Origin of the sequence: Pseudoduganella flava, assembly GCF_007830495.1 — a bacterium.
GTDB classification, from domain to species: Bacteria; Pseudomonadota; Gammaproteobacteria; order Burkholderiales; family Burkholderiaceae_D; genus Rugamonas; species Rugamonas flava.
In genome coordinates this window covers 18,258-32,198 of record NZ_VLKW01000003.1, presented here as the reverse complement: position 1 = coordinate 32,198, position 13,941 = coordinate 18,258, and the positions used below count along the sequence as shown (strand labels likewise).

Below are 13,941 nucleotides of genomic sequence, written 5' to 3'. Positions count from 1 at the left end.
CCTGTTGCGATGGGGACGTATGGTAAAGGAAGCTTGCGACTACAGCCATGCTGTAGTCATGCGATCAGAACTCTTCCCAGTCCGAATCGCCGCCGACGGTGGCCTTGCGCGGCGCGGTCTTCTGCGCCGGTGCCTTCATCGCGGGCGCCGGGGCGGCGGCGAGTGCCGGACGTGCGGGCTTGGACACTGCGACCGGCTTCTTCGCCGCGGTGTGCACCCGTGCCGCCGGCGCGGCGGCCTGGCCTTGCGCCAGCGTGAACATGCCCACCAGCTCGGCCAGCTTGCGGGCCTGCTCCTGCATCGCTTCGGACGCGGCCGAAGCCTCCTCGACCAGCGCGGCATTCTGCTGCGTCACTTCGTCCATCGACGTGATGGCCTGGTTCACCTGCTCGATGCCGCTGCTTTGCTCGCGGCTGGCGGCCGAGATCTCGGACATGATGTCCGTGACGCGCTGCACGCTGCCGACGACTTCCGTCATCGTCGCACCGGCCTGGCCCACCAGCTGGGTACCCACGCCGACCTTCTCGACGGAGTCGTCGATCAGCGCCTTGATCTCCTTCGCGGCGGAACCGGCACGGTGCGCCAGGTTGCGCACCTCGCCCGCCACCACGGCGAAGCCGCGGCCCTGTTCGCCGGCCCGTGCCGCCTCGACGGCCGCGTTCAGCGCCAGGATGTTGGTCTGGAACGCGATGCCGTCGATGACGGAGATGATGTCCACGATCTTCTTCGCGGAGGCATCGATCGCGCTCATCGTGTCCACCACCTGGGCGACGACAGCGCCACCCTGGCTGGCCACATCCGACGCGGAAGCGGCCATCGCGCTGGCCTGCTGCGCGTTGTCGGCATTCTGGCGCACGGTCGACGTCAGTTCTTCCATCGACGACGCGGTTTCTTCCAGCGAGCTGGCCTGCTCCTCGGTGCGCGACGACAGGTCATGGTTGCCGGCCGAGACCTGTGCGGCCGCGGTGGCGATCGTGTCGGTACCGCTGCGCACTTCGGCGACGATCGCCGCCAGCTTGTCGCGCATGTGGCGCATCGCGGCCATCATGCTCGTTTCGTCGCCGGCCTGCACCGGCACGTCCACGGTCAGGTCGCCGTCGGCGATGCGCGTGGCGATCGATACGGCGTAGTCAGGCTCGCCGCCCAGCTGCTTCAGCAACGTGCGCGTGACGATCGTCGCGGCGCCGATGCCGACGGCGACGGCGATCGCGCCCAGGATCAGCATCAGGCGCACTGCCGAGTCATACGCGTTGCGCGCCTCGGCGGCCGACTGGTCGTTCAGTTTCACTTCGAAGCGGATCAGCTCATTGAGCGTATCGATCCAGGCCGTCTGCAACGGGTTCATTTCCTTCAGCAGCGCGTCGTTGGTCGCATCGACTTCGTTGGCCAGGCCCAGCTTCTTGATCTTCTCGATCACCGGCGCGGCCGTCTTGTCGTGCTCGGCCAGCTTGGCATAGAACGCCTTTTCCGCCGCAGTGGTGCTGGGGTCTTCGAACGTCTTGCCAAGCTTGACGTACATGTCGGCGTACAGGTCTTCCTGCTTCTTCATGCGTGCCAGTTCGGCCTGCATGTCGGACTGCTCGCGTTGCAGGCCGATGTTGCGCAGCGACATCATCCGGTCCGTCACGCTGTCCTGCATCTGCGACGCGTAGTTGATCTGCACATTGTTCACGTCCGTGATCACGCGCATGCGTTCCTGGATCTCGCGCATTTTCAGCAGGCCGAAGCCCACAATAATGGCAAGCAGCAGCAGCACCAGTGCATAGCCCACCGCAAGCCGGGTACCGACTTTCATGTTCTTGAAGTTCATCGTCAATCCGTGTGTGGCCGCATATCCGCGGCTGGATTAGGGCATGTGCCCGGTTGATAGGAGAATGCGACCGCGACGGGGAGGGCGGACAATGACCGGCGGAGCGAGGATTGGGCAGCGCCGGCAAGCACTTTCAGTGCTGTACGGCAATTATAGGGAAGTGTGCGGCGGAAGGACCGCGATTTGTTGCGCGTGCGCCGCACCAGCGACACATTTTTTTTCGCCGCGTGGACGTTCCGTCAACGCAGCTGAAACTTCTTCAACTTGTCGTACAAAGTCTTGCGGGGCACGCCCAGCCGGTCGGCCGCCAGCGACACGTTGCCGTCCGCGGCGGACAGTTCCGCCTCGATCAGGCGGCGCTCGTAGGCGTCCAGGCGCTCCGGCAGCGATGCGCCTTGCGGCGGCGCTTCCGTTCCCATGGCGGGGGCCGGGGCCGGGACGACGCCCAGCACGAGCCGCTCGGCGAAATTGCGCAGCTCGCGCACATTGCCGGGCCAGTCGTTCGCCTGCCACTGTGCCATCCGCTCTCCCGTCCAGGTGGGCAGCGGCCGGCCGTAGCGCAGCGCCGCTTCCTGGACGAAGTGGGCCAGCAGCGGCGGGATATCGTCGCGCCGCTCGCGCAGCGGCGGCAGGTCGAGCGTCACGACGCCGATGCGATAGTACAGGTCCGCGCGGAACTTGCCTTCGGCCGCCAGCGCGAGCAGGTCCGCCTTGCTCGCGGCCACGATGCGGCAATCGAGCGGCACGGGCTCGTTCGCGCCCAGCCGTTCCAGGCGGCGCTCCTGCAGCACGCGCAACAACTTCACTTGCAGGTGCAGCGGCATCGTCTCGATCTCGTCGAGGAACACGGTGCCGCCGTTGGCGTATTCCAGCTTGCCGATGCGGCGCTTCTGCGCACCGGTGAACGCGCCCGGCTCGTGGCCGAAGATCTCGCTCTCGAACACGGTTTCCGGCAGGGCGCCGCAATTGATGGCGACGAAGTTGCCCTTGCGTCCACTTGCCGCATGCAGCAGCCTCGCGACGACTTCCTTGCCGCTGCCCGTTTCGCCGTTGATCAGGATGTCCACGCCGGCCGGGCCCACGTTGCGGATCAGCGTGCGCACGTGCGCGATCGCGGCGGACTGGCCGATCAGGTCCGGCGTATCCGGGTGCAGCGCCCGCGCGGTGCGCAGCTGGCGGTTTTCCAGCACCAGCCGGCGGCGCTCCTGGGCACGGTGCACGGCATCCATCAGCCGGTCGGACGAGAAGGGCTTTTCGATGAAGTCGTAGGCGCCGCCGCGCATCGCCTGCACGGCCATCGCCACGTCGCCATGGCCGGTGACGACGATGACGGGCAGCTCGGCGTCGAGCGCCGTCACTTGCGCCAGCAGGTCGAGGCCGGAGCGGCCGGGCAGGCGCACGTCGGTGACGACAACGCCGGCGAAATCGGCGCGCAGCAGTGCCAGCGCTTCCTCCGCGCTGGCGCAGGCCTGCACGGCATAGCCGCCCAGCTCCAGCGTCTGCGTGGTGGCAAGGCGCAGCGTGGCTTCGTCTTCGATGAGGATCGCCTGGTTCAAATGGTGTCTCCAAGGTGTTGGGCGGTGCCCGGCAACGGCAGGCGCACGTCGAACTGCGCGCCGCCCTCGGGCCGATTATGCGCCGTCAGCCGGCCGTTCATCGCCTGCACGATCGACGACGAAATGGCCAGCCCGAGGCCCAGCCCCTGGCCGGACGGTTTGGTGGTGAAGAACGGCTCGAACAGGTGCGGTGCCACGTCGGCCGGAATGCCGGCACCCGTGTCGGCGATGCGCACGACGGCGTCGTCGCCCTCGCGCAGCAGGCGCACCGACACGCGGCGCACGGGCGCGCCTTCGACGGCGTCGAGCGCATTGCGCAGCAGGTTGATCAGCACCTGCTCGATGCGCACCGCGTCGCCCGTGACGACGAGCGGTGCTGCAGCTTCGATGTCCAGCACCGCGTCGCGGCGGCGGAACTCGCTCTCCAGCAGGAAGCTGGACGCCCGCACGGAGCGTTCCAGGTCCACGCTGTCCACCGTCTCGCCCTTGCGCGCGAAGCCCTTCAGCTGGGCGATGATGGCGCCCATGCGCGCGCTGGCGTCGCCGATGTGGGTGAGATTGTTGGCGGCCTGTTCGACCTGGCCGCGCTGCAGGAACGTGCGGGCGTTGTCGGCGAACGCGCGGATCGCGGCCAGCGGCTGGTTCAGCTCATGGGTGACGCCCGCCGCCATCTGGCCCAGCATCGCCAGCTTGCCCGCCTGGACCAGTTCATTCTGCGTGGTGCGCAGCAACTGCGACGTCTCCTGCAGCTTGGCGTACTTCTGTTCGAGGTGGCGGTTGGTCTCGGAGAGTTGTTCGGTGCGCTCGGCGATGCGGTGCTCCAGTTCGAGTTCGGCCTGGCGCAGCGCGGCGCGCGATGCGACCCGCTCCTCGAAGCGCCGGCGGCGCTGGTGCAGCGCCCACGCCGAGACGGCGGCGCAGGCAAGCAGCAGTGCCGCGCCGACGGCCCAGGCGGCACCGGCACGCAGCACCCGCGCTTCGTTCGGGAACAGCATCAGCTGCCAGCCGAGGCGGCCGACGGGCAGCGTCACGTGCGCGCCCACGGGACCATCGAGCGGCGTGACGTCCTTGCCGCGGTATTGCTGCGTTTGCGCGAGCGTAGTGCGCGTCGCGTCGTCCAGCTTGCCGAGGCTGCGATACTTCCATTCCGGGCGGTTGGACAGGAATACGACGCCGTGGCGGTCCGCCAGCAGGATTGCCTCCTCGCTGTTGCGCCAGTGCGCCTCGAACTCGGCAAGGCTGATCTTGACGGCGATGACGCCGGTGATCGGCCCGCCGGCGCTGCCGTCGCGGAACACGGGTTGGGCGATGAAATAACCGGGTTCGCCGGTGCTGGTGCCGATGCCGTAGAAACGCCCGGCGCGGCCGCGGATCGCTTCGCGGAAGTACGGACGGTACGAGAAATTCTGCCCGACGAAGCCGAGCGGCTGGTCCCAGTTGCTGGCGCCGAGCGTCAGGCCGCGGGTGTCCATCAGGTACAGCGCGCCGACCCTGGCCTGGCGCTGGATCGTCTGCAGCGTGCGGTTCAGGCGCGCGATGATGGCGGGATCGTCCGGGTGGGCGAGGGCGGCGGTGAGATCGGGCTGCTGGCCCAGCACGAACGGCAGCGTCTCGAAGCGTTCGAGCACAAATTGCAGGTCCGGCGCCATCAGCTGCAGCTGGCGCTGGCCCTGGTCCAGCAAGTCGCTGCGGGCGCGGTGCGTGCCGAACGCGAATGCCGCGGCAACCAGCACCGCGGCAGCGGCGACGGCCAGGGTCAGCAGCAGGGATTTATGGAGGCGCATGGCCAATTGTAGGGCAGGTCATGGCCGAGTTCGTGTCACTGGTGCCAGGCACCAGTGACACGAGCTCGGCCGTTGCGGCCGTTGGCGTCAGTCGACCGCCGCCATCCGCATCTCGTCGTTGTGATGGCGCTGCTGCTCTTCCATCACGAGCATGCCCAGCTCCCGCTTCAGCGCGTTGAACTCGGCGGCGGCCGGGTCGCGCAGGCGCGGCAGGTCGACCATCATGTCGCGCTTGATCGTGCCGGGCCGATACGTCATCACGACGATGCGGTCAGCGAGATAGATCGCTTCCTCGATCGAGTGCGTGACGAAGATGATCGTCTTCTTCAGCTCCGCCCAGATGCGCAGCAGCTCGTCCTGCAGGTTGCGGCGGGTGAGGGCGTCCAGTGCGCCGAACGGCTCGTCCATCAGCATGATCGGCGAGTCGAGGGCCAGCACGCGGGCGATCGCCACGCGCTGGCGCATGCCGCCCGACAGGTCCTTCGGGTAGCGGTGGCGGAAGTCCGTCAGCGACAGCATCGCCAGCAGCTTCTCGACCGTCGCATCGATCTGTGCCTTCGACTGGCCCTTGATCTCCAGGCCGAAGGCGACGTTCTTCTCGACCGTCATCCACGGGAACAGCGCATATTCCTGGAACACCATGCCGCGGTCGGGGCCGGGCGCGGTGACGCGCTGGCCGTCCGCCGTGATCGTGCCGGACGACGGCAGCGCGAAGCCGGCCACCGCGTTCAGCAGCGTCGACTTGCCGCAGCCCGATGGGCCCAGCAGGCAGACGAACTGGCCCTGCGGGATCTGCAGGTTGATGTCCTTCAGCGCGACCACTTCGCGGCCGCTGGTGGCGAACACCTTGTTGACACCCCGGATGTCGATGTGAGTCTGGTCGATATGGGTTGCGCTCATGTCAGTTCTCCAGTCCGCGGTGCCAGCGCAGCAGGTGGTTGTTCAATTTGTTCATGCCGATGTCGATCAACAGACCGAGGATGCCGATCGAGATCATGCCGGCGATGATCTTGTCCGACCAGAAGTACTCGCGTGCTTCGAGGATGCGGAAGCCCAGGCCGTTGTTCACGGCGATCATCTCCGAGACGATGACGACGATGAACGCGGTGCCGATACCGATCCGCACGCCGGACAGGATGTACGGCACGGCGGCCGGCAGCATCACGCGCACGAACATCGTGCTCTGCGAGACGCCCAGGTTGCGCGCGGCACGGATGTAGATACCGTCGACCTGGCGCACGCCGGCGATCGTGTTCATCAGCACGGGGAAGAAGGCGCCCAGCGCGATCAGGAACACGGCCGGCGCGTTACCGAGGCCGAACCACAAGATCGACAGCGGGATGTAGGCGATCGGAGGAATCGGCCGCAGCACCTGCATCAGCGGGTTGATCCACGCGTACACACGCGGGCTCGCGCCCATCAGGAGGCCCAGCGGCAGCGCCAGGCCGGCACCGACGGCAAAGCCCACCAGCACGCGGTACATGCTGCCCACGGTATCCATCCACAGTTCGCCGGACAGCGCCCACGCCAGCCACGATTGCGTGGCCGGATCGTACGCCTGCAGCGGCAGCGCGTACTCGACGAACTTCTGCGCCACCGCCAGCGGCGAGGGCAGTACCTGCGGGTTGATCCAGCCGAACATGGCCGAAGCCTGCCACAGCGCGATCACGATTACGGGGACGATGGCGCCGACGCCGATCTCCCGCCAGTTCAACTTGCTCATATGCGTTCTCTGGTCAGGTGCTTACTTGATGCCGAGGTTCTTCTTGGCTTCGTCCAGCAGGTCGGTCTTGACCCACTCGGCGGCCACCGGCGGCTTGCGCATCTTGCCCACGCCCGTCTTGTTCATCACGTCCGTCGTCACCTGGATGTGCTGGGCCGTGATGTCGTAGGTGTACGGCGAGTTCTCGATCGCGTCGTTGAAGTCGTCCGCCGTGATCTGGTTCTTGAAGATCGTTTCGCGCACGTACTTCTCGGCGACGGACTTGTTGTCGATGAAGGTCTTCGTCGCGGTGACGAAGCACTGCATGAACTTGGCGGCCGTGGCGCGGCGCTCCTTGTAGAACTTCTCGCTCATCACCATCGTGCGCACCGGTGCGCCGATCGGCGTGTCGTACGGCTTCATCACCTCGACGCCGAAGCCCTTGTTGATCGCCTGCGACGACTGCGGCTCCGATTGCATGATGGCGTCCAGGTTCTTGCCGAGCAGCGCCTGGTTCAGGTCCGCGAACGCCAGCAGCACCAGTTGCACGTCCTTGCCGGGTTGCTCGGACCACGTCAGGCCCGCCTGCGACAGCTCGGCCGCCAGCAGCACCTCGTGGATGCCGCCACGCGTGACGCCGACCTTCTTGCCCTTCAGGTCCTTGATCGATTTGATGCCGGCATCCGGCCGCGCCACGAGGCGTGCACCGCCCTTCGCGAAGCCGGCAACGACATAGATCGGCGCACCGTTGGCACGGCCCTGGATCGCCGCTTCGGATGCCGTCGCACCGACGTCGAGCTCACCGGCCAGGATCGCCTGCATCACGTCGGGACCCTTGGCGAACACGTGCTCCTCGACCTTGATGCCGCACTTCGGTGCGATCTCCTTGATGTACGAGACGGCGCCGTAATGCGCGAACTTCAGGTTGCCGAGGCGGACGACTTCCTGCGCCTGCGCGCTGGATGCGGCGAACACGGCGGCGATGGCGAGGGATGCGGGAAGGAATTTGGTCATGCTGGTCTCCAGGTTGAGTATTGTGCCTACCGGAAGAGCAGCTTTCGTGCCAGCAACTGCCGGTTGAGGCAAGTGATTGATTCGTTTCGTTTGGTGCACCGCCGCAGAGCGGGCCCCGCGGCGGATTTCCGCCATCGCCTGCGCGGTGGCTGTGCGGTTTTCCGCCTGCGGCCGAGCCCGTGTCCCTCTGGGGTCAGACCCCAGAGGGACACGGGCTCGACTATGCGGCATCACACCTTCGCAGGCTCCTTCGGAATCGTGCCGTGGCAGCCGGCATCCATCTCGACCCGATAGTTGTCGACCATCTTGTAGCGCAGCGCGTACAGGCCGAACGCCAGCGCGGTCAGCAGCGCGAAGCCGGCGAAGAAGAACATCTGGAACGCGATCACGGAAAGCCCCGTGCTGCCGATGTGCGACAGCACGGCGTCGTTCTTCACGCTCGAGTTCACGATCAGTACCCACAGGTTGCCGACGGTGACGGCCAGCGTCCAGAAGCTCATGATCGAACCCTTCATCGATGCCGGGGCCTGGCTGTACGCGAATTCCAGGCCCGTCGCGGAGACGAGCACCTCGCCCATCGTCAGCAGCGCGTACGGCGCCAGCTGCCACAGGATCGACATCGGCGTGCCCGCATCCATCGACACCTGGATCCAGCCGATCACCAGCCACGCGGCGCCGGACAGCGCGATGCCCGCCGTCATGCGCCGCAGCGCCGTCGGTTCGATGCCGATCGCGCGCAGCAGCGGGAAGATGGCGAAGTTGTTGAACGGGATCAGCAGCATCACGAGCAGTGGATTCAACGCCTGCATCTGCGCCGGCAGCACCTGGAATTCCCAGCCCAGCAGGTTGATGACGGGGCTCGTCATCGCGTTGGCCTGCACGATCCACGTCGATGCCTTCTGATCGAACAGCGACCAGAATGGCGTCACCAGCGCGAACACGATCAGGATGCGCAGCACCGATCGCACGCCTTCCACCGCTTCGTCCGGATGATGGCCGCGGGCGCGTTCCAGTTGCATCGACGTGCCGATGCTCCACGAGGCCAGCACCAGCACCAGCGCTGTGCACGCGCCGATGACGAAGCCCCACGAATACGACATGACCAGCGACACCGCGGCCAGCGCCAGGCCGGCAACGAAGACGACGAGGCCGGGCCGGCCCTGGCCCGGCACCTTCGTCAGCAGGGCGGTACGCGCCACACGCGTCAACGAATCGGGATTCGGCGGCGCCGGCGGCACGTGCACGTACTTGCGGTTGCCGAGCCAGAAGATCAGCACGGCGAAGCCCATCAGCAGGCCGGGAATGCCGAAGGCGACGGACGGGCCATAGTTCTTCAGCAGCAGCGGCATCAAGAGCGACGCGAAGAACGAGCCGAAGTTGATGCACCAGTAGAAGGCGTCGTAGACAACCTTCGCGCGGTTCTTGTTGGTCTGGTCGAACTGGTCGCCGACGAAAGCGGAAACGAGCGGCTTGATGCCGCCGGCGCCCAGCGCGATCAGGAACAGGCCGAAGTAGAAGCCTTTCAGGTTGTCCTCGAAGATCGCCAGGCACGCGTGGCCGGCCACGTACAGAAGGCTGAGCCAGAAGATCGTGTTGTACTTGCCGAAGAAGCGGTCGGCCAGGAAGCCGCCCAGCAGCGGCGTGAAGTAGGCGCCGATGACGAACGTGTGGAACACGTGCTTCGCCTCGCTGGTGCGGTCCTCCAGCGGCACGAACAGCAGCAGGGTACTGATCAGGAACGGCGTCAGGATGTTGCGCATGCCGTAGAAGGAGAAGCGTTCGGCTGCCTCGTTGGCGATGATGAACGGTATCTGGCGCGGCAGCGGGCCGTTGCCCGCTTCGTGGGTGGCGTTTGCCATGGATAGCCTCATGAATTTGGGATGGACGCGATGCTATGCCGAACCGTGTATCGCTGGCAATGGCCAATTGCCGGGCGGTGGCGTCGCGTAAACCCATCATTACTGTAGTTTGACTACGGCCGTGCAACCGTAATATTTAGTGGGTATCAAATAACTCATTGTTTTATATGAGATATTGCCGACTACGGCGGCCCATGGGATGCGTTGAACTATTCATACGCTTGCTGTATATTCTCTACAATTCCCTTCAACTCACTTGGACGAGACATGACCCGCCCATCTTCGCTCTGGTGGCAGGAAGCCATCATCTATCAGGTGTACCCGCGCAGCTACCTCGACACGAACGGCGACGGCGTGGGCGATTTGAACGGCATTACCGACCGCCTCGACTACATCGCGCAGCTGGGCGTGGACATCGTCTGGATCTCCCCGTTCTTCAAGTCGCCGATGAAGGACTTCGGCTACGACATCGCCGACTACTGCGACGTCGACCCGATGTTCGGCACGCTGGACGACTTCGACCGCCTGATCGCCAAGGCCCATTCGGTGGGCGTGAAGATCATGATCGACCAGGTGATGAGCCACTGCTCCGAGCGGCACCCGTGGTTCGTCGAAAGCCGTTCGAGCCGCGACAACCCAAAGGCCGACTGGTTCGTGTGGGCCGATCCGAAGCCGGACGGGAACCCGCCGAACAACTGGCTGTCCGTGTTCGGCGGCTCGGCATGGCAGTGGGATGCGCGCCGCAAGCAGTACTACATGCACAACTTCCTCACGAGCCAGCCGGACCTGAACTTCCACAATCCGGAAGTGCAGCAGGCGATGCTGGACAGCCTGCGCTTCTGGCTGCGGCGCGGCGTCGACGGCGTGCGCCTCGATGCCGTCACGTTCCACTTCCACGACAAGGCGCTGCGCGACAACCCGGTGGCGACGGTGCGCGACACGTCCACCGTCACGGACGCGAACCCGTACGGCATGCAGGCCCACGTCTATGACAAGTGCCGCCCGGAGAACGTGCCTTTCCTGCGCCGCGTGCGCGAGGTGCTGGACGAATTCAACGCCGTCTCGATCGGCGAAGTGGGGGCGGACGACGCGCTGGCGTTCATGGCCGAATACACGGCCGGCGGCGACAAGCTGCACATGGCCTACAGCTTCAACCTGCTGACGGAAGACAGCTCGGCGCGCCACATCCGCACGCAGGTCGAGGACTTCAAGCGCCGCGTCAAGGATGGCTGGGCCTCCTGGTCGGTTGGCAACCACGACGTGCCGCGCGTCGCCACCCGCTGGGGCAAGGGCAAGGACCCGCGCGCGTTTGGCAAGGTGGCGCTGGCGATGCAGCTGTCGCTGAAAGGCACGCCGACGCTGTACCAGGGCGACGAGCTGGCGTTCACCGAGGCGGACGTGCCGTATGAACTGATCCAGGACCCGTACGGCATCACGTTCTGGCCCGAGTTCAAGGGTCGCGACGGCTGCCGTACGCCGATCGCGTGGACGGATGGTCCGAACGGCGGCTTCACCACCGGCACGCCATGGCTGCCCGTGGCGCCCGAGCACATCGCGGCCGCCGCATCGGTGCAGGAGACCGACGTCGACTCGCCGCTGAACTTCGCGCGCCGCATGATCGCCTGGCGCCGCACGATGCCGCAGCTGACCCGCGGCGACATCGAGTTCCTCGACGCACCGGAACCCGTGCTGGCATTCCGCCGTACGCTGGCGGGCGAGCGCAGCGTGCTGTGCCTGTTCAACCTGGGCGGCAGCGACGTGACGTTCACGTTGCCCCAGGCGCGCGGCGCGGCGAAGCTGCCGCAACCCGGGCTGCCGGGCGATGTCGTCGACGGCGTCGTCACGCTGCCGGCATGCGGCGGCTGGCTCGGCTACGAGGCATAAGCATTACGCTGAACACCGCCTGGCGCGGGCCCGGCGCTTCTTTGTCGGGCCCATTTCAGGTATGCTGCGGCCTCGCCCGCATCGACGGATGACCAATAAGAGAGCGAGATGAGACAAGTGGAAGTTGAGCAAAAACTGGGGCGCGCCGCCTTCGCCGACGGCCCACGCCTGCTGGCCGACATCGGCGCCACGCATGCCCGCTTCGCGCTGCAGACGGCGCCCGGCGAATACCAGGCCGTGCGCGTGCTGCAGTGCGACGACTTCACCGGCATCGTGCCGCTCCTGCGCGAATATCTCAGCGACCATCCGGGCATCAACCTGAATCACGGCGCGCTGGCGCTGGCCAATCCGGTGCACGGCGACTACATCCGGATGACGAACCGCGACTGGCAGTTCTCGACGGACGAAGTGCGCCGCGAACTGGGCCTGCACACGCTGCTCGTCGTGAACGACTTCACGGCGCTGGCGATGGCGATCCCCGGCTTCAAGCCGGCGGACCTGATGCAGGTGGGCGGCGGCACGCCGGCCGCCAATTCCGTCATCGGCGTCCTCGGTCCGGGCACGGGCCTGGGCTGCTCCGGCGTGATTCCCACCGTCGACGGCTTCGTCACGCTCGGCTCCGAAGGGGGCCACATGAACTTCGCGCCGGCCGACGAGCGCGAATACGCGATCCTCGAATACGCGTGGCAGACGTGGTCGCACGTGTCGAACGAGCGCCTGATCTCCGGCCCCGGCATGGAGATCATCTACCGCGCGATCGCGCGGCGCAACGGCCGCCAGGTGCGCGACCTGACGTCGCAGCAGATCATCGCCGGCGCATTGAAGGACAACGATGCGCTGTGCCTGGAAGTGCTCGAATGCTTTTCCGCGATGCTGGGCGGCGCGGCCGCCAACCTGGCCGTCACGCTGGGTTCCTTCGGCGGCATCTTCATCGGCGGCGGCATCGTGCCGCGGATGGGCGAATGGTTCCGCAGCTCGCCGTTCCGCGCCCGCTTCGAGGCGAAGGGCCGCTTCTCGTCGTACCTGGCCGAGATCCCGACGTACGTGATCACGACGCCGAACCCGGCGTTCTATGGCGTCGCGACGATCCTGTCCGAACACCTGCGCGGCCGCAGCGGTGCGAACACGCTGATGGAGCGCGTGCAGAACCTGCAGCACGAACTGACGCCGGCCGAGCAGCGCGTCGCCCAGCTGGTGCTGGAACAGCCGCGCCTCGTGCTGAACGAACCGATCGCCGACATCGCCCGGCTGGCCGAGGTGTCGCAGCCGACCGTGATCCGCTTCTGCCGCTCGCTGGGCTTCACGGGCCTGGCGGACTTCAAGCTGAAGTTCGCCAGCAGCCTGACGGGCGCGATCCCCGTGCGCCACAGCCAGGTGCGCAACAGCGACAGCACGCACGACCTGTCGGCCAAGGTGATCGACAACACGGTGTCCGCGATCCTGAAGTTCCGCGACCAGCTGGACGTGCGCGCGCTGGACCGCGCCATCGCCCTCGTCGCGAAGGCCAAGAAGGTCGAGTTCTACGCAATGGGCAATTCGCGCGTCGTGGGGCTGGACGGCCAGCACAAATTCTTCCGCTTCCGCATTCCGACGGCATCGTATGGCGACTCGCACTTGCTGACGTTGGCCGCGGGGCTGCTGCAGCCGGGCGATGTCGTCATCGCGATCTCGAACTCGGGCCGCCTGCCGGAGCTGCTGGAAGCCGTCGACACGGCCCGCGCGGCGGGCGCCGACGTCATCGCGATCACGACGAGCCAGTCGCCGCTGGCGAAGAAGGCGACCGTGTGCCTGGCGGTGGACCATACGGAAGACAGCACGTCGTTCCTGTCGATGATCTCGCGGATCCTGCAACTGCTGCTGATCGACATTCTGACGGTCGGCATCTCGCTCGACGAACAGAACAAGGCGCTGGTCCTGGAGCGCAAGGGCGCGTCGCAGGACAGCCCGCGCCTGTTGATCTCCCACCTCGACACGTGACCGTCGTCGGGACGTAAAAAAACGCCGGGCCGCGCAAGCGCCCCGGCGTTTTTCATCGGCGTGCCATCAATACCGCCGCCACGTCTTGCCGGCCGGGGCGCGGTTGAACACGCGAGCCTGCACCTGCTTCCAGATGAAACCGGCGAGTGCCATCAAGATCATCTTGCGCATCGTTTCCTCCATCGCTTGCTTCGGTTGAGCCAACGATACCCGAACCCCACCCGCCGCGGCGCCGCCGTGCCCGCCACCAACAGCCGAGCCCACCACCAACAGCCGAGCTCGTGTCCACCATGGGGTCAACCCTGTTTTCGGACACGAGCTCATCAATACTATGGTCGAGGTCGTGTCCGTTTTT

The 13,941-nt window shown here is 66.2% G+C and carries 9 protein-coding genes; 2 read left to right on the top strand and 7 right to left on the bottom strand.

All coding sequences use genetic code 11. The features are described 5' to 3' along the window. Positions 1-64 precede the first annotated feature (64 nt). The 7 genes from IP92_RS30690 to IP92_RS08395 form a co-directional block, all read right to left on the bottom strand. Positions 65-1,810, bottom strand: coding sequence for a methyl-accepting chemotaxis protein (locus tag IP92_RS30690; protein WP_307724844.1), 1,746 nt, complete (start codon positions 1,808-1,810; stop codon positions 65-67). A gap of 239 nt (positions 1,811-2,049) precedes the next feature. Continuing rightward, positions 2,050-3,366 (bottom strand): sigma-54-dependent transcriptional regulator, encoded by a 1,317-nt coding sequence (locus IP92_RS08420; protein ID WP_145874121.1) that lies wholly within the window; start codon positions 3,364-3,366, stop codon positions 2,050-2,052. Further along, positions 3,363-5,150 carry a sensor histidine kinase gene (locus IP92_RS08415; RefSeq protein WP_145874120.1) on the bottom strand — a complete coding sequence of 596 codons (1,788 nt, stop codon included), beginning with the start codon at positions 5,148-5,150 and terminating at the stop codon, positions 3,363-3,365. The genes IP92_RS08420 and IP92_RS08415 overlap by 4 nt, the downstream gene beginning before the upstream one ends. A gap of 87 nt (positions 5,151-5,237) precedes the next feature. Then, positions 5,238-6,050: an ABC transporter ATP-binding protein gene (locus tag IP92_RS08410; RefSeq protein ID WP_199271931.1), complete on the bottom strand. Its 813-nt coding sequence runs from the start codon at positions 6,048-6,050 to the stop codon at positions 5,238-5,240. Between the two features lies 1 nt (position 6,051). Then, positions 6,052-6,873, bottom strand: coding sequence for an ABC transporter permease (locus IP92_RS08405; RefSeq protein WP_145874119.1), 822 nt, complete (start codon positions 6,871-6,873; stop codon positions 6,052-6,054). A 21-nt stretch (positions 6,874-6,894) separates the two neighbouring features. Beyond that, positions 6,895-7,866 carry an ABC transporter substrate-binding protein gene (locus IP92_RS08400; protein WP_145874118.1) on the bottom strand — a complete coding sequence of 324 codons (972 nt, stop codon included), beginning with the start codon at positions 7,864-7,866 and terminating at the stop codon, positions 6,895-6,897. 230 nt (positions 7,867-8,096) lie between these two features. Beyond that, entirely contained in the window at positions 8,097-9,725 is a 1,629-nt protein-coding gene (locus IP92_RS08395) for a POT-type proton-dependent oligopeptide transporter (protein ID WP_145874117.1), read from the bottom strand. Between the two features lie 267 nt (positions 9,726-9,992). On the opposite strand from IP92_RS08395, the gene IP92_RS08390 reads away from it, so the two are divergent. Together IP92_RS08390 and IP92_RS08385 are read left to right on the top strand one after the other, a co-directional pair. Continuing rightward, positions 9,993-11,609, top strand: coding sequence for an alpha-glucosidase family protein (locus IP92_RS08390; protein ID WP_145874116.1), 1,617 nt, complete (start codon positions 9,993-9,995; stop codon positions 11,607-11,609). Between the two features lie 108 nt (positions 11,610-11,717). Next, a complete protein-coding gene (locus IP92_RS08385; RefSeq protein WP_145874115.1) occupies positions 11,718-13,586 on the top strand; it encodes a glucokinase in 1,869 nt (622 codons plus the stop codon). Positions 13,587-13,941 lie beyond the last annotated feature (355 nt).

Excerpts from the sequence above, each read along its gene's own strand:
- IP92_RS08400 (WP_145874118.1), bottom strand. The coding sequence starts at position 7,866 with ATGACCAAATTCCTTCCCGCATCCCTCGCCATCGCCGCCGTGTTCGCC.
- IP92_RS30690 (WP_307724844.1), bottom strand. The coding sequence starts at position 1,810 with ATGAACTTCAAGAACATGAAAGTCGGTACCCGGCTTGCGGTGGGCTAT.
- IP92_RS08390 (WP_145874116.1), top strand. The coding sequence starts at position 9,993 with ATGACCCGCCCATCTTCGCTCTGGTGGCAGGAAGCCATCATCTATCAG.
- IP92_RS08405 (WP_145874119.1), bottom strand. The coding sequence starts at position 6,873 with ATGAGCAAGTTGAACTGGCGGGAGATCGGCGTCGGCGCCATCGTCCCC.
- IP92_RS08395 (WP_145874117.1), bottom strand. The coding sequence starts at position 9,725 with ATGGCAAACGCCACCCACGAAGCGGGCAACGGCCCGCTGCCGCGCCAG.
- IP92_RS08410 (WP_199271931.1), bottom strand. The coding sequence starts at position 6,050 with ATGAGCGCAACCCATATCGACCAGACTCACATCGACATCCGGGGTGTC.
- IP92_RS08415 (WP_145874120.1), bottom strand. The coding sequence starts at position 5,150 with ATGCGCCTCCATAAATCCCTGCTGCTGACCCTGGCCGTCGCCGCTGCC.
- IP92_RS08385 (WP_145874115.1), top strand. The coding sequence starts at position 11,718 with ATGAGACAAGTGGAAGTTGAGCAAAAACTGGGGCGCGCCGCCTTCGCC.